This window comes from Thioalkalivibrio sp. XN8 (assembly GCF_011058255.1).
In the GTDB taxonomy this organism is placed as follows: Bacteria; Pseudomonadota; Gammaproteobacteria; order Steroidobacterales; family XN24; genus XN24.
On sequence record NZ_JAALFH010000049.1, the window covers coordinates 22313 to 45940 of the forward strand.

Consider the following 23628-nt stretch of genomic DNA (forward strand, 5'->3'; position numbering starts at 1 on the left):
GCGCGGGGTGAATCCCGCCGCGGCGATGCAACGAAAACCCGGGCAATCAGCCTAAACCGGGACCAGTGACATGAAAGACGTGAGCGAGGCCGGAGCCATCAACATCGACCCCATAGCCGACGTCCAGGGCAGCGCCGACCTGCGCAACATCCCGATCAACAAGGTCGGGATCAAGGACATCTATCACCCCGTGCGCATCAAGGAGCGCAGCGGCGGGGAGCAGCACACGGTCGCCAATTTCAACATGTACGTGGACCTGCCCCACAACTTCAAGGGCACCCACATGTCGCGCTTCGTGGAGATCCTGAACAACCACGAACGCGAGATCTCGGTGAAGTCTTTCCGCGACATGATGAGCGAACTCACCGAGCGCCTCGACGCCGAGTCCGGGCATATCGAGATGACCTTCCCCTACTTCGTCAACAAGGCCGCCCCGGTCTCCGGCGTGCAGAGCCTGATGGACTACCAGGCCAGCCTGATCGGCGAGCGGCGCAACGGCGAGAGCATCATCTGGGTCAAGGTGGTGGTCCCCGTGACCAGCCTGTGTCCCTGCTCGAAGAAGATCTCCGACTACGGCGCCCACAACCAGCGCTCCCATGTCACCATCTCCGCCAAGGTGGACGGGCTGGTCTGGCTGGAGGAACTGATCGAGCTGGCCGAGCAGGAGGCTTCCTGCGAGCTGTTCGGCATTCTCAAGCGCCCGGACGAGAAGTGGGTGACCGAGCGCGCCTACGACAACCCCAAGTTCGTCGAGGACCTGGTGCGCGACATCGCCGGGCGGCTGAATGCCGACGAGCGGATCCGTGCCTACACGGTGGCGTCGGAGAACTTCGAGTCCATCCACAACCACTCGGCCTACGCGCTGATCGAGCGGGACAAGGACCGGGACGGGCCGCTGCCGGGCTGACGGCCGATCCGGGGCTTGCCCGCCGCTGCGCGCTGCGCGGCAGGCCCCTGCGGGGACGCTGTGAATACATCCCTGTACGCTCGCTCGCGCACGTCCCTGTGCGCGAGCGCCCCGCATCGGCCTGCCGCACATCACGCAGCTACCCCCAAGCCCCAGACACCCCAAGCCCTGCCAGCCCGGGCGCACGCTGGTCCGGCCGCCCGAACGACGCCAGGCACGATCCTCCGCGGGCGCCACCAGGAACGGACCAAAGCGCGTGTCGACCGGGTGCGCGGCCTGGGCTGCCCGGCGGTATGTGCCCCCTTTCCGGGGCGCTCGCGCACAGGACGTGCGCGAGCGAGCCTACAGGGACGTATTCACGGCGGCCCCGGAAAGGGGGCGCGTGCCGCCGGGCATTCCAACCACGAACTCACGCCTGACGCGACCTTGTGCGCGGCGTCACCCACATGGTGATGTCCGCCGCCGCAACCTCGACGCCCTCCCGGTCCCGGACGCTGACCGCGATCACCAGGTTGTAGGGCTCTGGTGAAGACTCGGGCTTGACGCGGGGCCGGGCCGTGGCCGTGATCGTGCCGCGCGCCTTCGCCAGGTAGCGCACGTCCATGCCCTTGGGAATCCAGCGCATGTCGGCGGGAATGCTGACGTCGGTGACCAGGCCGGCGCAGAGTTCCGCCAGGTTGCACAGCGCGATGGCGTGCACGGTGCCGATGTGGTTCTGCACGCGGCGGCGCTGGCGCAGCTGCGCCTGGCACCGGCCGGGCTCCAGCGCCAGCAGCAGCGGCCTGATCGAGCCGAAGTACGGCGCCTTGAAACATACGATGCGGGAGAACAGCCAGCGGCCCGCCGGGCGGCCGCCGAGCCGCCGCCACAGCCGCAGCGCCAGCACTTCCGGGGCGCCGCCGGCCGCCAACCGCTAGCCCTGCAGGCGCGCGATCAGCGCCTTGAGGAACATCCGGTTGAACCGCAGCTGGCAGGCCGCGGACAGGGTCTCGAGCAGCGTCGAGCTCACCTGCAGCACGACCACGGGGCCCAGGGCCCGGATGGTCGCCTGCCGCCGGGCGTTCGGCATCACGCTGCTCTCGCCGAAACAATCGCCGGCGCCGAGGCGCCCGAGCTGGGCGCCGTTCGCCTCCACCGCGACGTCGCCGCTGACGATCACGTAGAAACGATCGTCCATGTCGCCCTGGCGCACGATGTCCTGGCCCTCGCTGTACTCCCGCCACTCGGCCGCCTTGATCAGCTCGCGGATCTCGTTGTGGGAGAAATCATGGAAGAAGCGCAGGCCGCGCAGGTTGGCCACGCGCTCGCGCGCGTCGATGACGTTGCGCGCGCTCCGCAGCGACTGGTGCACGCTGGTGAGCGCGGCGGCGAATTCCAGGCCGCTGGAGAAGCGGTCGGCGGGCTTCTTGCGCATGGCACGCCAGACCACCTCCTCGAGGTCCTCCGGCACGTCCGCACGCAGCCGGTGAATCGGCTGCGGCGTGGCGAACACGATTTCGTGCAGGAGCTTGGCGAGATTCGGGGCCTTGAACGGCCGGGCACCCGTCAGCAGCTCGTACATGACCGCCCCGAGGGCATACAGGTCCGAGCGCGGGGTGATTTCTTCGGCGCGGACCTGCTCCGGCGACATGTAGCTCGGCGAACCGGCCACGCCGCGGATGCCCGACACCTCGCCGTCGGTCCACTGGGCGATGCCGAAATCGATCACCCGCACCTCGTTGTCGATGGTGAGCATGATGTTGCTCGGCTTGATGTCGCGATGGACGATGCCGCGGGTGTGGGCATAGTGCAGCGCGCGCACCGCGCTGAACATGATGCGCACGACCTCCGGGATCGGCAGCAGGTTGCCCTGGTGACAATAGGCCGTGAGCGTGCGCGCGCCCTGTACGTGCTCCATCACCACGTAGCGCCGCCCATTCTCCTCGCCGGCGTCGTAGACGGGGAGGATGTTGGGGTGCTGCATGCGCCCCACCAGCCGCGCCTCGTTGAAAAACATCTTGCGGGCGGCTTCCTGCTCGCGGGCATCCTGCGTGCCGACGTCGGTGTACAGCTTGATGGCGACGTCGCGCCCGTAGAACGGGTCATGCGACAAGTACACCATGCCGGAGCTGCCCCGCCCGACTTCCCGGACGATGCGGTATTTCCCGATCTTCTCCGGCAACGTCGACTGTTCGCGCCTTACGGCCATGCCAATCCCTTCAGTAATGTCCGGCGGCGGCCAGCGCCGCCGCGATCAGCAGCGCGCCCCAGGCCGCTGCCACCAGGTCGTCGAGCATAATGCCCAGACCGCCCGGCACAGCGTGATCCAGTTGGCGAATCGGCCAGGGCTTCCAGATGTCGAACAGCCGGAAGACGGCGAAGCCGGCGAGCGCCCAGGGCCAGCCGGCCGGGACCACGAGCATCAGCGCCAGGTAACCGGCGATCTCGTCCCAGACGATGGCGGGATGGTCGTGGACCCCGAGCCGCCGTGCGCTCTCCCCGCAGATCCACACGCCCGCCAGGGCGATGGCCGCGACGATGACGACCCGCAGCTCGAAACCCAGCAGCCGCAGCAGGGGGTCGAGCAGCACGCCGACCAGGGTGCCGGCAGTCCCCGGCGCAACCGGTACCAGGCCGGCGCCGAATCCCAGCGCCAGGAAATGGACCGGATCGCGCAGCAGCCCGGCCGACACGCGGGTCACGGCCCCGCGCCCCGGAAGTGATCCCAGCCGGCCGGCGGCAGCGGGACGGGCTCGCCGTCCCGGCGCAGCTCGATGCCCGGCTCGGCCCGCACCCGGCCGATACAGACCGGCGCCCCGGTCCAGTCCGCCGCCGCCGCCAGCAGCGCATCGCGTTTTTCGGGCGGCATGGTGAAACACAGCTGGTAGTCGTCGCCGCCGCCGAGCGCCATGGCGACCGGGTCCGCGCCGACCGCCGCCGGATGGACGGGCAGCCGCTCCAGCTCGAGCACCGCGCCCGCGCCGCTGGCCTCCAGCACGTGTCCCAGGTCCTGCAGCAGCCCGTCGGACACGTCGATGGCCGCGCTGGCGAGGCCGCGCAGCCCGCGCCCGGCAACCAGGCAGGGCTCCGGCCGCAGGAATGCCCGCGCCCGCGCCCGGTCGCCGCGTTGCCAGGCCGCCAGGCCGCCCGCGCCGCCGCCCAGCGGGCCGGTCACCCAGATCTCGTCCCCGGCGCGGGCGCCGCTGCGCCGCAGCGCTGCGCCGGCCGGGACGAAACCCGTCAGCGCGAAACTCACCGCCAGCGGGCCGCGCACCATGTCGCCGCCGACCAGGTCCAGCCCCGCCTCGGAGGCGAGCGCCGCCACCCCGCGCGCGAAGCCGTCCAGCCAGCGCTCATCGGCCTCCGGCAGGGCGAGGGACAACAGGCCCCAGGCCGGCTCGGCACCCATCGCCGCAAGATCCGAGAGATTGACCGCGAGCGCGCGCCAGCCGAGATCCGCCGGGTCGAGCCCCGCCGGAAAATGGACGCCCTCGAGGCAGGTATCGATGGTCTGCACCAGGTCCATGCCGGGCGGCGGGCGCAGCACCGCGGCGTCGTCGCCGGGACCCAGCACCACATCCGGCCGACGGCAGGGCACGGCTCGCGTGAGCCGCCGGATCAGCTCGAACTCGCCCGCGCTCACTGCTCCCCGCGGTACCAGCGCGGCGCGATCTCGCGCACGATGGGGCCGTCGGTGGCCAGGGCATGGCAGCCGTCGAGATGGGGCGGCTTCTTCGCCATGCCCTCGGTGACCGCCTCGTCGCGGCTCTTCAGCGGCATGATGGTCTGCAGCGCCACCACCGCCAGTTCCTGGACGAGCCGCGTCTGGTGGGTGCAGCCGGCGACGCCGCCGAGCCGCTGCATCACCAGCTTGGTCCAGCCGGGCCGCAGGCGGGTGCCCACCAGCGTCTGGTAGGCAGACTCGATCTCGGCGCAGTTGGGAAAGGGATGGGCGTCGGAGACGACCTCGATGGCCTTGATCTCCAGCTGGTCGTCGAGGGTGATGCGCAGCCACATGTCGTGCACCGGGGTGCCCGGCTCGACGCGCCCGCGGTAGCGGCTGTCGAAGCCGTATTCCTTGGTGTCGGTCATGCGGCCCTCGATGTCCCACAGCCCGTCGCCGCGGCGGAAGCCGCGGCACTCGATCTGGCGCAGGTGGATGGCCTCGCGGGCTACCGGCTCGGACAGGGGCATGCGGGACCTCCTAGGCCTGGCCCACGGCCCCGGTCTCGAGGGCGCGGTGGCGCTGGGCCGCCCGGTCGAGCAGCGCATTGACGAAGCGGTGGCCGTCGGTGCCGCCGTAGCGCCGGCACAGGTCGACGGCCTCGTTGATCACCACCCGCCACGGGATCTCGGGGCGGTGCAGCAGTTCGTACATGCCGATCAGCAGCACGGCATGCTCCACGGGATCGAGCTGGTTCACGGGCCGGTCGGAGAACTCCGCCAGCTCGGCGTCCAGCGCGGCGGCGCGCTCGGTCGCCTGCAGCACCAGCTCCTTGAAGAATTCCACGTCGGCGCCCGCCGGCATGCGCTCGGCCAGGAACTCCAGCAGCACGTCCTTGCCGAGCTGGCCGCCGAGCTGCCACTGGTAGAGCGCCTGCAGGGCGAGCTCGCGGGACGCGCTGCGGCCGCGGCGGCGACTGTGGCCTCCGCCGGCCACGTCAGCCCTCCAGCCGCGCCGCGAGGCGGGCCATCTCGATGGCGGAGATGGCCGCATCCGCGCCCTTGTTCCCCGCCTTCGTGCCGGCGCGTTCCAGCGCCTGCTCGATGGTGTCGGTGGTCAATACGCCGAAGGCCACCGGGGTGTCCGCCGCCAGCCCGGCCTGCGCGATGCCCTTGGCGCACTCGCCGGCGACGTAGTCGAAATGGGGCGTGGCGCCGCGGATCACCGCGCCCAGCGCGATGATGGCGTCGTAGCGACGGCTGGCCGCCATCTTCTTCACCGCCCAGGGCATCTCCCAAGCGCCCGGCACGCGCACCAGCGTGAGGTCCGTCTCGCTGGCGCCGTGGCGCAGCAGCGCGTCCACCGCGCCGCGCACCAGGCTGTCTACGATCAGCTCGTTGAAGCGCGCCGCCACGATGCCGATGCGCAGGTCCCGCGCCGTCAGCTCGCCCTCGATCTTCCTCAGCTTGTCCATGTTCCCGTCCTCGCCCACGCGCGGCTCAATGGTTCACGTAATCGACGACTTCCAGGCCGAAGCCCGAGAGGCCGAGCATCTGCTTCGGCGCCGACAGCACCCGCATCTTGCGCACGCCCAGCGCCCGCAGGATCTGCGCGCCGATGCCGTAGGTCCGCAGCACGCGGGACTCCTGGCCGTCGCGGTGGTCGGCCGGCGCCACCGGCCGGCCGGACAGCAGCGCCACCGAATCCACCAGCTCGCGCGGCAGCTCGTGGCGGCGCAGCAGCACCACGATGCCCTGCTCCTCCTGGGCGATCCGGCGCATGGCGTCGCGCAGCGGCCAGCCCAGCTGGGCCGAGGTGACGCCGACCAGGTCGCGCAGGGTATCGGTGAGCTGCACGCGCACCAGCGGCACGGCGCCGGGCCCGATGTCGCCCCGCACCAGCGCCAGGTGCACGTCCTGGTGGACGTGATCCTCGAAGCAGACCATGCGGAAGGCGCCGTACTCGGTCTCGACCCGGTCCTCCGAGATCTGCTCGACCGATTCTTCCTTCTCGAGGCGGTAACGGATCAGCTGGGCGATGGTGCACATCTTCAGCCCGTGGCTGCGCGCGAAGTGGACCAGGTCCGGCCGCCGCGCCATGGTCCCGTCCTCGTTGAGGATCTCCACGATCACCGCCGCCGGTTCGAGGCCGGCGAGGCGCATGAGGTCGCAGCCCGCCTCGGTGTGGCCGGCGCGCGTGAGCACGCCGCCGGGCTGGCCCATCAGGGGGAAGATGTGGCCCGGCTGGCGCAGGTCCTCCGGCCGCGCGTCGGGCGCCACCGCCGCCTGGATGGTGTGAGCCCGGTCGTGCGCGGAAATGCCGGTGGTGACGCCTTCCGCCGCCTCGATCGACACCGTGAAGTTGGTGCTGCGGGCGCGGTCGGTGCCGGTGACCATCAGCGGCAGGCGCAGCTGCTGGCAGCGCTCCGGCGTCAGCGTCAGGCAGATCAGGCCGCGCCCGTAGCGCGCCATGAAATTGATGTCCTCGGCGCGGACCTTGCCCGCGGCCATCACCAGGTCGCCCTCGTTCTCCCGGTCCTCGTCGTCCATCACCACGACCATGCGCCCCGCGCGCAGGTCCGCCAGGACGTCGTCGATGGGATCGAGGCGCAGGCCCTCGTCCTTCAGTTCACTGACCTTTGCCAAACCCGTATTCCTCCAGGCGCTCCCGGCTCAGGCCGCCGGCCTCGCCGACCAGCCGCTCCAGGTAGCGCGCCACGATATCCACTTCCAGGTTGACCCGGGCGCCGGTCCGGTAGCTGCCGAACACGGTCGCCTCGAGGGTGTGCGGCACGATGTTCACCCCGAACTCCGCCCCGTCGACCTCGTTCACCGTCAGGCTGACGCCGTCGACGCAAATCGAGCCCTTGCGCGCCAGGTAGCGCGACAGCGCCTGCGGGGCCCGGATGCGAAAGCGCACCGAGCGCCCGTCATCGGCCCGGCCTGCCACGCGGCCGACGCCGTCGACGTGGCCGGTGACGAGGTGGCCGCCCAGCGGCTTCGCCAGCGTCAGGGCGCGCTCGAGGTTCACCCTGCTGCCGCGCTCCAGGTCCCCCAGCGTCGTCAGGCCCAGGCTCTCGCGGGAGACGTCGGCGGCAAAACCGTCCGCCCCGAGTTCGACCGCCGTGAGGCAGCAGCCGTTGACCGCGATGCTGTCCCCGATCGCGGCGGCCGACAGGTCCAGGCCGCCGGCGTGCACGCGCAGGCGCACGTCGCCCCCGCGCGGCTCCAGGGCGCTGATGCTGCCGACGGCCTCGATGATGCCGGTGAACATGCGGGCGGGACTCTCCTGCTGCCGAGCGGCGTCAGCCCGGCACCGCGGTGATCCTGAGATCGTCGCCGACCGGGCTGACGTCGGTAAAACGCCATTGTAACCGGTCCGCCAGCCCGGTCAGTCCCGGCAGGTGGAACATCCCCCGGGCCTCGCTGCCGAGCAGGGACGGCGCCAGGTAGACCACCAGCCGGTCGACCAGCCCGGCAGCAAGGAACGCGCCGGCCAGGCGGGCGCCGGTCTCCACCAGCACCTCGTTGCACTCGCGCGCGCCCAGCAGCGCCAGCAGCGCCTCGAGGTCCAGGCCCTTGGCCGCCCGCGGCAGCTGCGCCACCTCGGCCCCCGCGGCCCGCAGCGCGGCGGCGCCGGCCGCCGTGGCGTCGGGCACGCAGACCAGGGCCCGGCCCGGCGAAGCCAGGATTCGCGCCCCCGGCGGCGTCTGGAGCCGGCTGTCGACGATCACCCGCAGCGGCTGCCGGCCGCGCGTCAGGGCTTCGTCCAGCCGCAGGTCCAGCCGCGGGTCGTCCATCCGCACCGTGCCGCTGCCAGTCACGATGGCGCAGCTCTCCCCGCGCAGCCGCTGCACGTCGGCGCGCGCCTCGGGGCCGGTGATCCACTGGCTCTCCCCCGACGCCATGGCGGTGCGCCCGTCCAGGCTGGCCGCCATCTTCAGCGTCACGCGCGGCCGGCCCCGGGTCATCCGGCTGACAAAGCCCGCGTTCAGCGCGGCCGCTTCGGCCGCCAGCACCCCGCTGGCCGTCTCGATACCGGCGGCGCGCAGCACGGCGAAGCCGCGCCCGGCCACCTGCGGGTTGGGGTCCGCCATGGCCGCCACCACGCGGGCCACGCCGGCGGCGACCAGGGCCTCGGCGCAGGGCGGCGTGCGGCCGTGGTGGCTGCAGGGCTCGAGATTGAGGTAGGCGGTGGCGCCCTGCGCCGCCTCGCCCGCGGCGGCCAGCGCCTCGATCTCGGCATGCGGGCCGCCCGTGCGGGCGTGGAAACCCTCGCCGAGCAGCGTGTCGCCGCGGGCGATCACGCAGCCCACGCGCGGGTTGGGCGCGGCGCTGTACAGGCCGTGCCGGGCCAGCTCCAGGGCGCGGGCCATCCAGCGGCGGTCGGGCTCGGACCCGCCGGGCGACCCGCTCACTTGCGCTCGCGCGGCAGCAGGAGGGACATCTGTTCCTTGCCGACCGGGGTCGCGTCGCGCAGCCGCTCGATCTCCTGGCGGAATTCCTCCACGTCCTGGAAGCTGCGGTAGACGGAGGCGAAGCGGACGTAGGCGACCTCGTCCAGGCCGCGCAGTTCGTCCATCACCAGCTGGCCGACGAAGCTCGAGGGCAGCTCGCGCTCGCCGGTGGTCATCAGCCGCTGCAGGATGCGCGAGACGGCCTCCTCCACGTCCTCGGCGGCCACCGGCCGCTTCTCCAGCGCGCGCATCACGCCGGCGCGCAGCTTGGTCTCGTCGAAGGGCTCGCGCCGGTCGTCGCGTTTCACCAGCCGGGGCAGGACCAGCTCGGCGCTCTCGAAGGTAGTGAAGCGCTCCTCGCAGGCGAGGCACTGCCGCCGCCGGCGCACCTGCAGGCCGTTGCCCGCCAGCCGGGAGTCGATGACCTTGGTCTCCTCGTGCCGGCAGAAAGGACAGTACATGCTCGCTCCAGGCGGGGCTCAGCCCGGCAGCCGGCTCAGCCGTAGACCGGGAAGCGGCCGCACAGCTCGACCACCTGGTCGCGCACGCGGCGGATGGTGCCCTCGCGCTCGATGTCGTCGAGCACGTCGGCAATCCAGCCGGCCAGGGTGCGGCACTCCGCCTCGCCGAAACCGCGGGTGGTGATGGCCGGGGTGCCCATCCGCAGGCCGCTGGTGACGAAGGGCGAGCGCGGGTCGTTGGGCACGGTGTTCTTGTTCACCGTGATGTTGGCGCGCCCGAGCGCCGCGTCCGCGTCCTTGCCGGTGATGTCCTTGTCGATCAAATCGACCAGGAACAGGTGGTTGTCGGTGCCGCCCGAGACGATGCGGTAGCCGCGCTCGATCAGCGTGGCGGCCATGGCGCGGGCGTTGGTCACGACCTGCTGCTGGTAGGTCTTGAACTCTGGCTGCAGCGCCTCCTTGAAGGCCACGGCCTTGGCCGCGATGACGTGCATCAGCGGCCCGCCCTGGGTGCCGGGGAAGACCAGCGAGTTCAGTTTCTTCTCCAGGGCCTCGTTCTGCTTCGCCAGGATGATGCCGCCGCGCGGCCCCCGCAGGGTCTTGTGGGTGGTCGAGGTGACGACGTCCGCGTGGGGCACCGGGCTCGGGTAGACGCCCGCGGCGACCAGCCCGGCGATATGGGCCATGTCCGCCATGAGCCAGGCGCCGACCCGGTCGGCGATCGCCCGGAAGCGCGCCCAGTCGACGACCCGCGAATAGGCGGAGAAGCCGGCGATGATGAGCTTCGGCTGGTGTTCCAGCGCCAGCGCCTCGACCTGGGCGTAGTCGATCTCGTTGCCGTCGGCGTCCAGGCCGTACTGGATGGCATGATAGACCCGGCCGGAGAAGTTGACCTTGGCGCCGTGGGTCAGGTGACCACCGTGGGCGAGGCTCATGCCGAGGATGGTGTCGCCCGGCTCCAGCATGGCCATGAAGGCGGCCACGTTCGCCTGCGAGCCCGAATGCGGCTGGACGTTGGCGTAGTCGGCCCCGAACAGCGCCTTGGCGCGCTCGATGGCCAGTTCCTCGGCCTGGTCGACGTACTCGCAGCCGCCGTAGTAGCGGCGGCCCGGATAGCCCTCGGCGTACTTGTTGGTGAGCACCGAGCCCTGGGCCTCGAGCACCCGCGGGCTGGCGTAGTTCTCGGAGGCGATCAGCTCGACATGCTCTTCCTGGCGGCGCAGCTCGGCATCGAGCGCGGCCTGGAGTTCGTCATCGAAACCAGCGATTTTCATGTCGGGGCTGAACATGGAGCATCTCCAGGGGGCGGGGCCAGGCCGACATTTTACCTCACACGCTGTCGGCAAACTCCTTCACCACCCGGCTCCATGCGCTGGCCACGTTGCGCCGGTTGTAGCCGCCGCCCCCGAGGGCGAGCACCCGGCCCTGGGCATGCCGGTCGGCCAGCCGGCAGATTGCGCGCGTCGCGCCGCCGTGCGCCTCCTCGCTGAACTGCAGGTGGGTCAGCGGGTCGCCGGCGATGCTGTCGGCGCCGGCGACGAGAATGTAGAACTCCGGCTTCGCATCCTCGAGAAAGGCCTCGATTTCGCGCCACGCCTCGACGAATTCCTCGTCGTCCGCACCCGGATGGAGCGGAATGTTCAGCTTGGCGCCCTCACCCGGCCCGATCCCGGTCTCGCTGCGATCGCCGGTACCCGGGAACAGGAAGCGGCCGTCCTCGTGGATATCGGCGAAGATCAGGTCGGGATCCGAGGCGAAGCCATAGAACACGCCGTCGCCGTGATGGGCGTCGATATCGACATAGGCGATGCGCCGGATGCCGTGCTGCTGCCGCAGGTTCTCGATCAGCACGCCGATGTCGTTGAACACGCAGAACCCGGAGGTCTTGTCCCGCGCCGCATGATGCAGGCCCGCGATCGGCACGAACACGCGCCTGGCCTCGCCCGTGGCCAGCAGCTCCCCGGCCTGCAGCGTGGCGCCGACCACGTTGGCGGCGGTGTGATAGACGCCGGGAAAGGCCGGGGTGTCACCCTCGTCCAGAAAGCCGATGCCTTCCTGCGACATGCGCTCGATGAAGCTGACGTGCCGCGGGGTATGGAACAGCTCGAGCTCGGCGCGGCTGGCCGGCCGTTCCGGGTCCTCGATCCAGACCCGCGACTCGAGATCGTGCTCCCGCAGCCCGCGCAGGAACACGTCGTGCCGGTCCTGGCCGAAAGGATGCCCGTTGCCGAAACCGTACTCGGCGATGGACTCTCCGGCGAGGACCCGGACGTCGGCTTTTTTCCTGCGCTTGAGAAACACCCAGGTGCTCCGTTGGGGACGGTTTTTTTCGAGCATAAACCACCGCCCGGCAAAGTGACATGGCTCCGGGCCGCCCGGGAACCCGCCGGTGGATTTCACGGCGGGGCCCTGCTGGCGCATAATGCCGCCCCCATTCGCAGCAACACGCCCCACGAGAACCATGGCGCAGTACATCTACACGATGAACCGCGTCGCGAAGGTGGTGCCGCCCAAGCGGTACATCCTGCGCGACATTTCCCTGTCCTTTTTTCCCGGCGCCAAGATCGGCGTGCTCGGGCTCAACGGCGCGGGCAAGTCCACCCTGCTCAGGATCATGGCCGGGCTGGACCCCGAGATCGAGGGCGAGGCGCGGCCGCAGCCAGGGATCCGGATCGGCTTTCTCGAGCAGGAGCCGCAGCTGGACCCGGCCAAGGACGTGCGCGGCAACGTGGAGGATGCGCTCGGCGACGTGAAAGGGGCGCAGGCGCGCCTGGACGAGATCTACGCCGCCTATGCCGAGCCGGACGCCGACTTCGACGCACTCGCCAGGGAGCAGGCGGAGCTGGAGAACCTGCTGCAGGCCTCGGGCGGCCACGAGGCCGGGCGCACCATGGAAATCGCCGCCGACGCGCTGCGCCTGCCGCCGTGGGACGCCGACGTGACCAGGCTCTCGGGCGGCGAGCGCCGCCGCGTGGCGCTGTGCCGGCTGCTGCTGTCGCGGCCGGACATGCTGCTGCTCGACGAGCCCACCAACCATCTCGACGCCGAGTCGGTGGCCTGGCTGGAGCACTTCCTGCACGACTACTCCGGCACCGTCATCGCGGTGACCCACGACCGCTATTTCCTGGACAACGTGGCCGGCTGGATCCTCGAGCTCGACCGGGGCTTCGGCATCCCGTGGCAGGGCAACTACTCTTCGTGGCTCGAGCAGAAGGAGCTGCGCCTCGAGCAGGAGCAGAAGGCCGAGGCCGCGCGCATCAAGGCCATGAAACAGGAACTCGAGTGGGTCCGCACCAACCCGAAAGGCCGCCAGGCCAAGAGCAAGGCCCGCCTGGCCCGCTTCGAGGAGCTGTCGTCGCGCGACTACCAGCAGCGCAACGAGACCAACGAGATCTACATCCCGCCGGGGCCGCGCCTGGGCGACCTGGTGATCGAGGCGAAAAACCTGAAAAAGGGCTTCGGCGACCGCCTGCTGTTCGACGGGCTCTCCTTCGAGATCCCCAAGGGCGCGATCGTCGGGGTGATCGGCCCGAACGGCGCCGGCAAGACCACCCTGTTCCGGATGCTGGTCGGCACCGAGCAGCCGGACGGCGGCGAGGTCCGGCGCGGCGAGACCGTGCAGCTGGCCTATGTGGACCAGAGCCGCGACGCGCTCGACCCGAAGAAGACGGTCTGGGAGGAAATCTCCGACGGCCAGGACGTGATCCGCATCGGCAACTACGAGACGCCGTCACGCGCCTACGTCGGCCGCTTCAACTTCAAGGGTCCCGACCAGCAGAAGCATGTCGGCAACCTGTCGGGCGGGGAGCGCAACCGCGTGCACCTGGCCAAGGTGCTGCGCGCCGGCGGCAACCTGCTGCTGCTCGACGAGCCGACCAACGACCTCGACGTCGAAACCCTGCGGGCGCTGGAAGAGGCGCTGCTGGAGTTCCCCGGCTGCGCCGTGGTGATCTCGCATGACCGCTGGTTCCTCGACCGCATCGCCACCCACATCCTCGCCTTCGAGGGCAACAGCGAGGTGGTGTTCTTCGAGGGCAACTATGCCGACTACGAGGCCGACCTGAAGCGGCGCAAGGGCGAGGAAGCCGCGCAGCCGCACCGGCTCAGGTACCGCAAGATCATCTAGGCCCGGCGACGGGCCTCAGCCCGCCGGCCGCGCCGACAGGTACTTCTCGCGCCGCAGCTGCTTGAGGGTGAAGCCCATGGCCTTCAGGATCTCGACCGACTCGTCGATCATGGCCGGGTTGCCGCACAGGTAGACGAGATCCCGCTCGGGATCCAGCCCGAGCTGGCTGAAGCGCGTCTGCACGTAGCCGGACTGCTCCCAGGGCTCGGGGCCGGCCGGGAACTCACGGCTGTAGCAGGCGCCGAACTCGACCGCCTCGTGGGCGTCGGCAAAGGCGCGGAAGTCGTCGCCGAACAGCAGTTCCTCCCGGCGCCAGACGCCGAGCAGGATCTGGACGCGGAAGCCGGCCGCCAGCCGTTCCTGCAGCTGCGGCAGCATGGCCCGGTAGGGCGTGATGCCGGTGCCGGTGCCGACCAGCACGTAGCGGCAGGGCGCCTCGTCGCGCAGCACGAAACGACCGTAAGGGCCGCTGGCCTCGATCACGTCCCCCGGCTGCAGCGCCGCCAGGGCCAGGCTCGCCAGCCCGCCCGGGACGGGCGACATGGCGATCTCCAGCAGTCCGTCCGGGCCAGGCGGGTTGGCGATGCTGTAGCTGCGGTGGGTGCCGCCGGCCTCGGTCGCAAAATGAAGGTTCAGGAACTGCCCGGGCACGAACGGCAGCGCGGTGCCGTCGGCGCGCCGGAACGCGAGGTGCAGCACGTGCGGCGTCACATGGCGCCGCCACGCGAGCTCGACGGGGAATGTATCGATAGCCATGGGGCGCGAATCTTCCCGATTACGCCGGCCGAACACAAGCCCGAAAGCCCGGAGCGGGCGCCGGCCTTGCTATAGTTCGCTCCTCGACTCGCCCCCGTCATCCTGGAGACCTAACGATGAAAGCAGGCATTGTTTCGACTGTCGCGACCCTCGCCTTCACGCTCGCGGCGGCGCTGGCCGGCGCTCCCGCCGCCGCGCACGATCACGACGCGCTCGCCAAGGCCGTGGCCGGCGAGCACCGCACGCCCGAGTACGCGGCCCGCGACGCGGCGCGCAACCCGGCGGCGACGCTGGAGTTCCTCGGCTTCGACCAGAACCTGGTGATCGTCGAGGTGTCCCCGGGCGGGGGCTGGTACACCGAGATCCTGGCGCCCGCGGTACGCGGCCACGGCAAGCTGGTCGCCGCCCATTTCCCCGCGGATGCGACGTCCGAGTACATGCAGCGCGTCCGGGGCGAGTTCCTGGCCAAGCTGGCGGCGAACCCCGCCGTCTACGACCAGGTCGAGGTGATCGGCTACCAGGCCGGCACCGACAACGCGCTCGGCGCGACCGGCAGCGCCGACCTGGTCCTCACCTTCCGCAACATCCACGGCATGATCCGCGGCGGCACGCTCGATGCCTTCCTCGCCGACGCCTACGCGGTGCTGAAGAGCGGCGGCCGGCTCGGCATCGTGCAGCACCGGGCACCCGCCGGCGCCGACCCCGCGGCCGCGGGGGAGTCCGGCTACGTGCCGCAGGCCTGGCTGATCGAACAGGTCGAGGCCGCCGGCTTCAAGCTCGAGGCCGCCTCCGAGGTGAACGCCAACCCGAAGGACACGGCCGACCACCCCGGCGGGGTGTGGGCCCTGCCGCCGCGCCTGCGGCACGGCGAAGAGAACCGGGACAAGTATCTCGCCATCGGCGAGAGCGACCGGATGACCTTGCGCTTCATCAAGCCCTGAGAGCACCGCTCCCAGGGCGTGAAGGGAATCGGCCCGGGCGCGGAGCCTGCCTGAGGTTCCGCGCCCAAGGTATTGATTTTACATAACGAGCAGGTTGGCGTAGCCCGAGAACATTCGGCTACACTCGAGGCCGTCAACGGCTTTTTGACGCGGCGCTCCGGGGGGCGGGCGAATGCCCATCTACGTCAACAGGGAAGGTGGGTTACACCACGATCATGGTCAGCATTTCGCGCTGACCTGCCCTGCTTGCGGCGTGTTCTCCCACATGAGCCCGACGGCCGTGCCCGCCTTCGAGGAGCTGTCGCGCCACAAGCCGCCGGAGACCGGGCTGGTCTTCCGCTGCGACAACTGCAATGCCCCGGTCTTCCTGCGTTTCCCGGTCAAGGCCTACACCGAGGACCACGTCGAGCTGTCGAGCAACTTCGCCGAGGTGGAGCGGCCGAAGGAACACTTCGACTTCACCTACCTGCCGGAAGAGCTCGAGGCGCTGTTTCGCGAGGCGCTGGAGTGCTACAGCATGAACGCGCTCAACGCTTTCGCCTCGATGTGCCGGCGCACCGCCCAGTTCGTGTTCCGGGATCTCGGCGAGACCGGCAAGATCCGGATCTTCGAGCAATGCAACGAAATCCGCATCCTGGCGGAAGTCGAGGGCACGACGTTCAACACCGTGCGGCGCGTGCTGTTCGACACCGACGCAGTGAAGGAAGGCATGCCCGCGGTCACCCCCGTCGAGGCCGGCGTGCTGCTCGAGTTCATGCGGGACATCCTCTACGAGAGTTATGTCCGCAAGGGCCGGCTGCAGCAGGCGATGATGATGCGCCGCTACGTGGCCGAGCAGGCGGACCCGCCCGGCTCGACCGACTGCCTGCGCCGCAACGGCTCGGACGGCTAGCCGGACGCCCCGCGCGCCTCAGCGGCTGAGATTGTCCGGCCCCTCGGGCCCCATCCAGACGTCGTCCTCGATGCGGACCCCGCCGTAGGGACGCAGCACGTCCACCAGCTCCCAATCGACATTGGCGCCCAGCGGCGAGCCGCGCAGGTGATCCAGCAGCGAGTCGATGAAATAGATGCCCGGCTCGATGGTGAAGACGTTGTCCTCCTCCACCGGCCGCAGGTTGCGCAGGAAGGGCCAGGCCTCCGGCTGCGGCAGGAGGGTGCCGTCGGGGCTCGCCAGCTTGCCGCCGGGGTCGTGCACCTGCAGGCCGAGATGGTGGCCGACGCCGTGGGGCAGGAAGACGTTGCTGACCCCCGTGGCGACCATGTCGTCCGGCGCCATGTTCACGATACCGAAGTCCTCGAGGATCACCGCCACCGCCAGCTGGGCGTTCTCGTGCACGTCCACGTAGGAGCGGCCGCAGCGCAAGCTTTCGACCAGGTCCTGCTGGGCGTGGTCGAGCGCCTCCACCAGGGCGGCGAACTCGCCGCGCGGCCCGGCCGGCCAGGTTCGCGTGATGTCTGCAGCATAACCGCGGCAGCGCGCGCCCGCGTCGATCAGGAAACTGCGCGGCTCGGCGGGCGGGTCCCGGTCCAGGCGGCCGTAGTGCAGGGTCGCGCCGTGCTCGTTCAGGGCGACGATGTTGGCGTACGGCAGCTCCGCCTCCGCGTGCCCGGTTGCCTCCAGGTAGGCCAGGTGGATGCCGAACTCGCTGGCCCCGTCGAGGAAGGCCGCACGCGCCGCCTCATGGCCCCGCCGGGCGATGGTGTTGGCCGCCCGCATGCACTCGACCTCGTAGCGCGTCTTGTACAGCCGCGCGAACTCCAGCCCGTGCAGCAGCTGCGGCGGGTTGACGGCAGCCCAGCCCCAGTCGGCCACGGCAGCGTCGCTGTCGCCGACCAGCGCGCACGACGACAGGTCCCCGGGAAGCGCCGCGCGCACGCCGGCGGCATCGTCGACCACCGCGATCTCGAAGGCTGCCGCCCAGCCGCCGGTGGGCGGCTCGGGTACCGAGTGCCAGTAGTCGCGTGGCATCTGCAGCACCAGCAGCGGCCGGCGTCCCGGGCGGAACAGCAGCACCGCGCCGGCATGGTCGTCCGCCGGCACCCACTGCTGGTAGAACGCGCCGGCGCGAAAGGGCCAGCTCTGGTCATCGCGGAAGCGGTACCGGGGGCTGCCGGCATAAACCGCGACGGCCGCAAACGGCGTATTCTCCAGCAAGCGGCCGTAGCGGGCACACAGCGCCTCGTGGTGGGCGGGGTACAGCGCGTCGAGCGGGTCTGCTGCGGTGGCCTTGGCACTGGCTGGCATCGGGCGGCTCCGTGGTTGCGGTCCGGCGGCGCCCGTCCGGCAGGCGCCCTGAGGCCTGCATTATAATCCCCCGAATCCGCGGCCGGAGGATCGCGCGAACACGCAGCACAAGCTGTCATTAGCGGAACAACGCATGAGCGAAGCAGACAAGTTCACCGCCAACCTGCTGGAGGTCAGCGCCTCCGGCTACGCGGCGCTGGCTGCCGACCGGTTGCTGGCGGCGCATCCGGAAGTCGCGGCGCGGTTCGGCGCCGAGGCCACCGGCGCGTGGAAGGCGGCGCTCGCCCAGCGCATCGTGGAACTGGCCACCGCGCTGCGTCTCGGGGAACCCGAGCTGTTCCAGGCCCGGGTCGCCTGGGCGCGCCGGGCCTTCGGCGCGCGCGCCGTGCCCGAGGAGGACCTGCGCCACAGCCTGGAGGCGCTGCAGGCAGTGCTCGACGAAGAGCTGCCCCCGGGGGCCGCCGCCGCACCGGCCGAGCTGCTGCGCGCCGCCGCCGCCCGGCTGGAGGCGCCCGTCGCAGTCGCCGATGCCCATATCGACCCCGGCACCCGCCCGGGGCAGCTGGCGCTCGCTTATCTCGCCGCGGTGCTGGAAGGCGACAGCCGCAAGGGGATGGAGCGGGTGCTCGATGCCGTCACGGCCGGGATGCCCGTACCGGAGGCCTACCTCGACGTCCTGGTTCCCGCCCAGCGCGAGATCGGGCGCCTGTGGCATGCCGGCGAACTCGGCATCGTCGAGGAACACGTGGTCACTTACACCACGGAGCGGCTCATGACCCTGCTCGCCCACCGGGCCGAGCGGGCCGCGCCGAACGGCAAGACGGTGGTCTGCGCCGCCGTGGCCGGCAATGCGCACGATATCGCAGTGCGCGTGCTGGCGGATTTCTTCGACATGGCGGGCTGGCGCGCGGTGCATCTCGGCGCCAGCGTCCCGGCCGGCGAGATGGCCTCCGCCGTGCAGTACTTCGACGCCGACCTGGTCGTGATCTCGGCGGCGCTCAGCGTCCAGCTCCCCAAGGTCGCCGACGCCGTGACCGCCCTGCGCCGCATCGAGGACCGGCGCGTGCGCGTCATGGTGGGCGGGCTGGCCTTCAGCGAAACCCCCGACATCTGGCGCAAGCTTGGCGCCGACGGTTTCGCCGCCGACGCCCCCGGGGCGGTCGAGTTCGGCGCGCGCCTCGTCGGCGCCTAGGACCGGACCTCAGGCCCCGGCACGCAGTCTCCGCTCGAGCCAGGCACGCAGCGGGGTGAGCTCGAGGCCGAAGCGCTCGGCGACGTCCTCCATCGGCACGGCATTGCCGCGCGCATAGGCCAGCATCAGGGCCGCGAGGCTGCGCTCCTGGGGGCTTGCTCCCCGCTTCACCCGGTCCTCGAGGTCCGCCGCAGCCACGTGCTCGATTGCCAGCTCGCGACCCGTCAGCGCCGCACACAAGGCCACGACCTCGAGCGGCGCCAGGGCCTCAGGCCCGCCGATCTCGAGCGTCGCGTTGCGGGCTTCCTCGCTGTCGACAGCCGCGGCGGCGAAATCCGCCACGTCGTCGCGCGCCACCCAGCTGATCGGGGCGCGCCCGTCGCCGTAGATCCGCACGCGGCCGGCCGCGAGGTCGAACCCCAGCGCCGGTGCCAGCCAGGACTCCATGAAATAGGACGGCCGCAACACGGTCCAGCTCATGCCGCTGTGCTTCAGGGTCCGTTCCACGGCGCGCTTGGCCAGCGTCAGGGGGTCGTCCTTGCCGATGGCGCCCGAGTAGGAGACATAGACGAAGCGCTCCACGCCCTCCTCCGCCGCCGCGGCCACCAGCGCCAGGTGCCCGTCCCGGTCGACGGCGTCGATGCTCTCGGCCGGGCGCCCCATGGCCGTCATGCCGGATACCACGGTATCGCAGCCGCTGCAGGCTTCGCGCAGGGACTCCGGCTCGGCGAGATCCGCCTCGACCGGCCTGACCCCGATGGCCTCGAGCTCGGCGACCGCCTCGGGTGCGGACGTCGGCCGCACCATCCCGTAGACCGTTCCGCCTCTCTGCGTGAGCCGATGGCAGATCGCCCGCCCCAGCTCGCCCGTCGCCCCCGCGACCAGGATCATGGTACCTGCTCCTTCGTGACCAGCCCGTGCCGGCGCCATGCGGCGCCTGCAGCGCTGAATCTCACGACTCCGGAGGCGCCGCGTCAAGTCCCGCGCGGCGCAGCAGGCAGCGGCAGGGTCAGCCGACCCAGGCGCGGGCGTTGCGGAACAGGCGCATCCAGGGGCTGTCCTCGCCCCACTCCTCGGGTCGCCAGGAATGCTGCACGGCGCGGAACACGCGCTCCGGATGCGGCATGGCGATGGTGACGCGGCCATCGGCGGAGACGAGGCCGGCGATGCCCGCCGGGGAGCCGTTCGGGTTGGCCGGGTAGGTCGTCGCCACGCGATCGTAGTTGTCCACGTAACGCAGCCAGACCAGCCCGGCCTCCTCGCAGGCCTCCTGGTGCTGCTCGTTGCGGAACTCGGCCCGGCCTTCGCCGTGGGAGACCACGATCGGCGTGACGCTCCCGGCCATCCCCGGTGTGAACACGCCGGCGGCGGGCTCGACCCGCACCAGCCCGAACCGCGCCTCGAACTGCTCCGAGCGGTTGCGCACGAAGCGCGGCCACAGGGCGGCGCCGGGGATGATCTCCTTCAGCGCCGCCATCATCTGGCAACCGTTGCAGATGCCGAGCGCGAAGGTGTCGCTGCGGGCGAAAAAGGCCTCGAACTGCTGGCGGGCGCGCGCGTTGAACAGGATGCTCTTGGCCCAGCCCTCGCCGGCGCCCAGCACGTCGCCGTAGGAGAAGCCGCCGCAGGCCACCAGGCCGCGGAACTCCGCCAGGCCGCGCCGCCCGCTGATCAGGTCGCTCATGTGGACATCGACGGCCTCGAAGCCGGCGCGGTGGAAGGCCGCGGCCATCTCCACCTGGCTGTTCACGCCCTGCTCGCGCAGGATTGCCACCCGCGGCCGCGCGCCGGCGGCAAAAAACGGCGCGGCAATGTCCTCTGCCGGGTCGAAGGTGAGCGCGGACCGCAGGCCCGGGTCCTCGTCGTCGAGGCGGGCCAGGTGCTCCTCGCGCGCGCATTCCGGGTGGTCCCGCAAGGCCTGCATGCGCCAGGTCACCTGGGACCAGGCGTCGCGCAGCTCGCGCCGCGATGCCTCCAGCAGCGCCTCCCCGCCGCGCCGGAAGCGGAGGCGTCCGTCCGTCGTCGGCCGGCCCAGGCGGTGGACGCACGCGCGCAGCCCGGCCACGGCGAAAACATCCAGCACCTCGGGGCTCGCGAACGCCGGCACCTGCAGCACGGCGCCGAGTTCCTCGTTGAACAGCACTGCCAGCGGTTCGCCGGCCAGCGGCGCCAGGTCGATATCGAGCCCGCAGTGGCCGGCGAAAGCCATCTCGGCCAGGGTGGCGAACAGGCCGCCGTCGGAACGGTCGTGGTAGGCGAGGATTTCACCGCGCGCATTGAGGTCCTGGATCACCGCGAAGAAGGCGGCGAGGCGCGAGGGGTCGTCGAGATCGGGCGGCTCCTGCCCGATACAGCCGTACACCTGCGCCAGCACGGCGCCGCCGAGCCGGTTGCGGCCGGCCCCCAGGTCGACCAGCAACAGCTCGGTCTCGCCGCGATCGAGCCGCAGCTGCGGGGTGAGCGTGCGGCGCGCGTCCTCCACCGGCGCGAAGGCCGACACGATCAGCGACAGCGGCGCCACGACGGCCCGCTCGCCGGCCGGCGTCTCCCAGCGGGTTCGCATCGACAGCGAGTCCTTGCCGACGGGAATGGCGATCCCCAGCGCCGGGCACAGTGCCTCGCCGACCGCGCGCACGGTGTCGAACAGCGCGGCATCCTCGCCCGGCTCGCCGCAGGCCGCCATCCAGTTGGCCGACAGGCGCACATGGCCCAGCGAGGGGACGGCCGCCGCGGCGATGTTGGTAATGGCCTCGCCGACGGCCATGCGCCCCGACGCGGGTCCGTCCAGCAGCGCCAGCGGCGTCCGCTCGCCCATCGCCATGGCCTCGCCCGTCGTGCCGCGGTAGCCGGTAGTGGTCACGGCCACGTCGGCCACCGGCACCTGCCAGGGCCCGACCATCTGGTCGCGCGCCGTCAGCCCGCCGACGCTGCGGTCGCCGATGGTGACGAGGAAGGTCTTGTCCGCCACGGCCGGGAACCGCAGCACCCGCCGGGCCGCCTCGGCCAGCTCGATGTCCGCCGGCAGCGCGTCGCCGCGGCGGGCCACGCGCACCGCCTCGCGGGTCATGCGGGGCGGCTTGCCCAGCAGCACTTCCACCGGCATGTCGACCGGCGTGTTGCCGAACAGGCGGTCGCTGACCAAAAGCTGCCGCGCCGCCGTGGTCTCGCCCACATCGGCCCAGGGGCAGCGCTCCCGCGCGCAGATGGCGGCGAAAGCCTCCAGGCGTTCGGGCGCGACCGCGAGCACGTAGCGCTCCTGGGCCTCGTTGCACCAGATCGCCATGGGCGACATGCCCGGCTCGTCGTTCGGCACCTCGCGCAGCTCGATGCGGCCGCCGAGCTTGCTGTGGTCGATCACCTCCGGCAGGGCGTTGGACAGCCCGCCCGCACCGACGTCGTGGATCAGCATGATCGGGTTGTCGGCGCCCAGCGCCCAGCAGCGGTCGATCACTTCCTGGGCGCGACGCTGGATCTCCGGGTTGCCGCGCTGGACCGACGCGAAATCGAGGTCCTCGCTGCTCTCCCCGCTCGACATGGAAGACGCGGCGCCGCCGCCGAGGCCGATCAGCATCGCCGGGCCGCCGAGCACGATCAGGCGCGCGCCCGGGGTGACTTCGCCCTTGTCGACGTGCCCGGGCCGGACGTTGCCGAGCCCGCCGGCGATCATGATGGGCTTGTGATAGCCGCGCACCACGCCGTCCACGGTGAGCTCGCAGGTGCGGAAGTAGCCTGCCAGGTTGGGCCGGCCGAACTCGTTGTTGAAGGCCGCGGCGCCGATGGGCCCGTCGCGCATGATCTCCAGCGGCGTGGCGATACGGCCGGGGAACCCGGGCCCGCCCTGTTCCCAGGGCTGCTCGTGGCCGGGGATCCGCAGGTGCGAGACGGAGAAGCCGGCCAGCCCGGCCTTGGGCTTCGCCCCCAGCCCGGTCGCCCCCTCGTCGCGAATCTCGCCGCCGGAACCGGTCGCCGCGCCGGGGAACGGCGAGATCGCGGTCGGATGATTGTGGGTCTCCACCTTCATCAGGATGTGGACCGGCTCGGCCACGTAGTCGTAACGGCCGTCGGCCGGCGCCGGGAAGAAGCGCTCGCCAGGCCAGCCCGCCATCACCGCGGCGTTGTCGCGATAGGCCGACAGCACCCCGCCGGGGGACTTCTCGTGGGTGTTGCGGATCATCCCGAACAACGACTTCGGCTGCTGCTCGCCGTCGACGGTCCAGTCGGCGTTGAAGATCTTGTGCCGGCAGTGCTCGCTGTTGGCCTGGGCGAACATCATCAGCTCGGCGTCGGTGGGGTTGCGGGCGGTCTCGAGGTAGTGCGCCGCGAGGTAGTCGATCTCGTCCTCCGACAGCGCCAGGCCCAGCTCGCCGTTGGCCCGGGCCAGCGCCTCGCGACCACCGCCCAGCAGGTCGACAGACCCGAGCGGGGCCGGTTCGTGGCGCTCGAACAGGCGCGCCGCCTCATCCATCCGCCGCACCACCGACTCGGTCATGCGGTCGTGGAGCACGGCCGCCACGGCCTCGATGTCCTCCTCGCCGAGCGGCCGCCGGGCGGCGACGTGCCAGGCGACGCCGCGCTCCAGGCGCCGCACCACGTCGAGGCCGCAGTTGCGGGCGATGTCGGTGGCCTTGCTGGACCAGGGCGAGATCGTGCCGAAGCGGGGGACGACCAGCAGCACCTCGCCCTCCGGGAACGTGACGGCCCGGCTGGGCCCGTAACTCAGCAGGCGCTTGAGGAGCCGCAGTTCGCCGGGTTCCAGCTCGCGCTCGACGGCGGCGAAATGGACGTGCCGGGCCGCCACCTCGGTGACCGCGGGGCACACCGCGCGCAGGTCCTCCAGGAACTTGTCGAGCCGGAACTGCGAGTAGGCCGGCGCACCGGGCAGTGTCAGCATGGTTTCCTGG

The 23628-nt window shown here is 71.2% G+C and carries 22 protein-coding genes; 5 read left to right on the top strand and 17 right to left on the bottom strand.

The annotated features are described in order from the left end of the window. Positions 1-70: 70 nt before the first annotated feature. Positions 71-907 carry a GTP cyclohydrolase FolE2 gene (folE2, locus tag G6N75_RS05355; RefSeq protein ID WP_165347324.1) on the top strand — a complete coding sequence of 279 codons (837 nt, stop codon included), beginning with the start codon at positions 71-73 and terminating at the stop codon, positions 905-907. Positions 908-1316: 409 nt separating this feature from the next. Here folE2 and G6N75_RS05360 read toward each other — a convergent pair whose 3' ends face one another. From G6N75_RS05360 to G6N75_RS05420, 13 genes are read right to left on the bottom strand one after another with little or no spacing between them, the layout of a single operon-like run. Further along, positions 1317-1817 carry a hotdog fold domain-containing protein gene (locus G6N75_RS05360; protein WP_206202944.1) on the bottom strand — a complete coding sequence of 167 codons (501 nt, stop codon included), beginning with the start codon at positions 1815-1817 and terminating at the stop codon, positions 1317-1319. Between the two features lie 3 nt (positions 1818-1820). Continuing rightward, positions 1821-3095 carry a serine/threonine-protein kinase gene (locus G6N75_RS05365; protein WP_165347325.1) on the bottom strand — a complete coding sequence of 425 codons (1275 nt, stop codon included), beginning with the start codon at positions 3093-3095 and terminating at the stop codon, positions 1821-1823. A gap of 10 nt (positions 3096-3105) precedes the next feature. Continuing rightward, positions 3106-3588 (bottom strand): phosphatidylglycerophosphatase A, encoded by a 483-nt coding sequence (locus tag G6N75_RS05370; RefSeq protein WP_165347326.1) that lies wholly within the window; start codon positions 3586-3588, stop codon positions 3106-3108. Continuing rightward, positions 3585-4529, bottom strand: a complete 945-nt coding sequence (gene thiL, locus G6N75_RS05375; protein ID WP_346765495.1) for a thiamine-phosphate kinase — start codon at positions 4527-4529, stop codon at positions 3585-3587. Before thiL ends, G6N75_RS05370 begins: the two co-directional genes overlap by 4 nt. After that, on the bottom strand, positions 4526-5080 hold the full coding sequence (locus tag G6N75_RS05380) for a DUF2889 domain-containing protein (RefSeq protein WP_165347327.1): 555 nt from the start codon (positions 5078-5080) through the stop codon (positions 4526-4528). Before G6N75_RS05380 ends, thiL begins: the two co-directional genes overlap by 4 nt. 10 nt (positions 5081-5090) lie before the next feature. Continuing rightward, complete coding sequence (gene nusB / locus G6N75_RS05385; RefSeq protein ID WP_346765496.1) at positions 5091-5546, bottom strand: transcription antitermination factor NusB; 456 nt, start codon at positions 5544-5546, stop codon at positions 5091-5093. Position 5547: 1 nt separating this feature from the next. Further along, entirely contained in the window at positions 5548-6024 is a 477-nt protein-coding gene (gene ribE, locus G6N75_RS05390; RefSeq protein WP_165347329.1) for a 6,7-dimethyl-8-ribityllumazine synthase, read from the bottom strand. Positions 6025-6049: 25 nt separating this feature from the next. After that, a complete protein-coding gene (gene ribBA / locus G6N75_RS05395) occupies positions 6050-7195 on the bottom strand; it encodes a bifunctional 3,4-dihydroxy-2-butanone-4-phosphate synthase/GTP cyclohydrolase II (protein WP_276611234.1) in 1146 nt (381 codons plus the stop codon). Further along, positions 7179-7823 (bottom strand): riboflavin synthase, encoded by a 645-nt coding sequence (locus tag G6N75_RS05400; protein WP_165347330.1) that lies wholly within the window; start codon positions 7821-7823, stop codon positions 7179-7181. Before G6N75_RS05400 ends, ribBA begins: the two co-directional genes overlap by 17 nt. A gap of 31 nt (positions 7824-7854) precedes the next feature. Beyond that, positions 7855-8967, bottom strand: coding sequence for a bifunctional diaminohydroxyphosphoribosylaminopyrimidine deaminase/5-amino-6-(5-phosphoribosylamino)uracil reductase RibD (gene ribD / locus G6N75_RS05405; RefSeq protein ID WP_346765497.1), 1113 nt, complete (start codon positions 8965-8967; stop codon positions 7855-7857). Next, positions 8964-9467 carry a transcriptional regulator NrdR gene (nrdR, locus tag G6N75_RS05410; protein ID WP_165347331.1) on the bottom strand — a complete coding sequence of 168 codons (504 nt, stop codon included), beginning with the start codon at positions 9465-9467 and terminating at the stop codon, positions 8964-8966. Before nrdR ends, ribD begins: the two co-directional genes overlap by 4 nt. A gap of 35 nt (positions 9468-9502) precedes the next feature. Further along, a complete protein-coding gene (glyA, locus tag G6N75_RS05415) occupies positions 9503-10756 on the bottom strand; it encodes a serine hydroxymethyltransferase (protein WP_165347332.1) in 1254 nt (417 codons plus the stop codon). A gap of 40 nt (positions 10757-10796) precedes the next feature. Next, positions 10797-11768 carry an acetoin utilization protein AcuC gene (locus G6N75_RS05420; RefSeq protein WP_346765498.1) on the bottom strand — a complete coding sequence of 324 codons (972 nt, stop codon included), beginning with the start codon at positions 11766-11768 and terminating at the stop codon, positions 10797-10799. Positions 11769-11928: 160 nt separating this feature from the next. Between G6N75_RS05420 and ettA the strand changes: the two genes are divergently transcribed. Continuing rightward, positions 11929-13593: an energy-dependent translational throttle protein EttA gene (gene ettA / locus G6N75_RS05425; RefSeq protein ID WP_165347334.1), complete on the top strand. Its 1665-nt coding sequence runs from the start codon at positions 11929-11931 to the stop codon at positions 13591-13593. A 15-nt stretch (positions 13594-13608) separates the two neighbouring features. On the opposite strand, the gene G6N75_RS05430 is transcribed toward ettA, so the two are convergent. After that, complete coding sequence (locus G6N75_RS05430) at positions 13609-14349, bottom strand: FAD-binding oxidoreductase (protein WP_165347335.1); 741 nt, start codon at positions 14347-14349, stop codon at positions 13609-13611. Positions 14350-14465: 116 nt separating this feature from the next. Between G6N75_RS05430 and G6N75_RS05435 the strand changes: the two genes are divergently transcribed. Together G6N75_RS05435 and G6N75_RS05440 are read left to right on the top strand one after the other, a co-directional pair. Continuing rightward, the gene (locus G6N75_RS05435) at positions 14466-15290 is read left to right on the top strand and encodes a class I SAM-dependent methyltransferase (protein ID WP_165347336.1); all 825 of its coding nucleotides are present in this window, start codon (positions 14466-14468) and stop codon (positions 15288-15290) included. A gap of 265 nt (positions 15291-15555) precedes the next feature. Beyond that, a complete protein-coding gene (locus G6N75_RS05440) occupies positions 15556-16182 on the top strand; it encodes a hypothetical protein (protein WP_165347337.1) in 627 nt (208 codons plus the stop codon). A gap of 18 nt (positions 16183-16200) precedes the next feature. Here the strand turns inward: G6N75_RS05440 and pepQ are convergent, their stop codons facing one another. Further along, positions 16201-17535 (bottom strand): Xaa-Pro dipeptidase, encoded by a 1335-nt coding sequence (gene pepQ, locus G6N75_RS05445; RefSeq protein ID WP_165347338.1) that lies wholly within the window; start codon positions 17533-17535, stop codon positions 16201-16203. A gap of 133 nt (positions 17536-17668) precedes the next feature. Here pepQ and G6N75_RS05450 point away from each other — a divergent pair, with 133 nt between their 5' ends. Continuing rightward, positions 17669-18727, top strand: coding sequence for a cobalamin-dependent protein (locus G6N75_RS05450; protein ID WP_165347339.1), 1059 nt, complete (start codon positions 17669-17671; stop codon positions 18725-18727). A 9-nt stretch (positions 18728-18736) separates the two neighbouring features. Here the strand turns inward: G6N75_RS05450 and G6N75_RS05455 are convergent, their stop codons facing one another. Continuing rightward, positions 18737-19618 (bottom strand): NAD(P)H-binding protein, encoded by an 882-nt coding sequence (locus G6N75_RS05455; protein WP_165347340.1) that lies wholly within the window; start codon positions 19616-19618, stop codon positions 18737-18739. 118 nt (positions 19619-19736) lie between these two features. Continuing rightward, complete coding sequence (purL, locus tag G6N75_RS05460; protein ID WP_165347341.1) at positions 19737-23618, bottom strand: phosphoribosylformylglycinamidine synthase; 3882 nt, start codon at positions 23616-23618, stop codon at positions 19737-19739. Between the last annotated feature and the right edge of the window lie 10 nt (positions 23619-23628).

Bases quoted from the DNA above. Each gene is read 5' to 3' on its own strand.
- G6N75_RS05435 (WP_165347336.1), top strand. From the start codon at position 14,466: ATGAAAGCAGGCATTGTTTCGACTGTCGCGACCCTCGCCTTCACGCTC.
- G6N75_RS05400 (WP_165347330.1), bottom strand. From the start codon at position 7,823: ATGTTCACCGGCATCATCGAGGCCGTCGGCAGCATCAGCGCCCTGGAG.
- purL (WP_165347341.1), bottom strand. From the start codon at position 23,618: ATGCTGACACTGCCCGGTGCGCCGGCCTACTCGCAGTTCCGGCTCGAC.
- G6N75_RS05440 (WP_165347337.1), top strand. From the start codon at position 15,556: ATGAGCCCGACGGCCGTGCCCGCCTTCGAGGAGCTGTCGCGCCACAAG.
- pepQ (WP_165347338.1), bottom strand. From the start codon at position 17,535: ATGCCAGCCAGTGCCAAGGCCACCGCAGCAGACCCGCTCGACGCGCTG.
- G6N75_RS05450 (WP_165347339.1), top strand. From the start codon at position 17,669: ATGAGCGAAGCAGACAAGTTCACCGCCAACCTGCTGGAGGTCAGCGCC.
- nrdR (WP_165347331.1), bottom strand. From the start codon at position 9,467: ATGTACTGTCCTTTCTGCCGGCACGAGGAGACCAAGGTCATCGACTCC.
- folE2 (WP_165347324.1), top strand. From the start codon at position 71: ATGAAAGACGTGAGCGAGGCCGGAGCCATCAACATCGACCCCATAGCC.
- G6N75_RS05380 (WP_165347327.1), bottom strand. From the start codon at position 5,080: ATGCCCCTGTCCGAGCCGGTAGCCCGCGAGGCCATCCACCTGCGCCAG.
- ribE (WP_165347329.1), bottom strand. From the start codon at position 6,024: ATGGACAAGCTGAGGAAGATCGAGGGCGAGCTGACGGCGCGGGACCTG.
- glyA (WP_165347332.1), bottom strand. From the start codon at position 10,756: ATGTTCAGCCCCGACATGAAAATCGCTGGTTTCGATGACGAACTCCAG.
- G6N75_RS05365 (WP_165347325.1), bottom strand. From the start codon at position 3,095: ATGGCCGTAAGGCGCGAACAGTCGACGTTGCCGGAGAAGATCGGGAAA.
- ettA (WP_165347334.1), top strand. From the start codon at position 11,929: ATGGCGCAGTACATCTACACGATGAACCGCGTCGCGAAGGTGGTGCCG.
- G6N75_RS05430 (WP_165347335.1), bottom strand. From the start codon at position 14,349: ATGGCTATCGATACATTCCCCGTCGAGCTCGCGTGGCGGCGCCATGTG.
- G6N75_RS05455 (WP_165347340.1), bottom strand. From the start codon at position 19,618: ATGATCCTGGTCGCGGGGGCGACGGGCGAGCTGGGGCGGGCGATCTGC.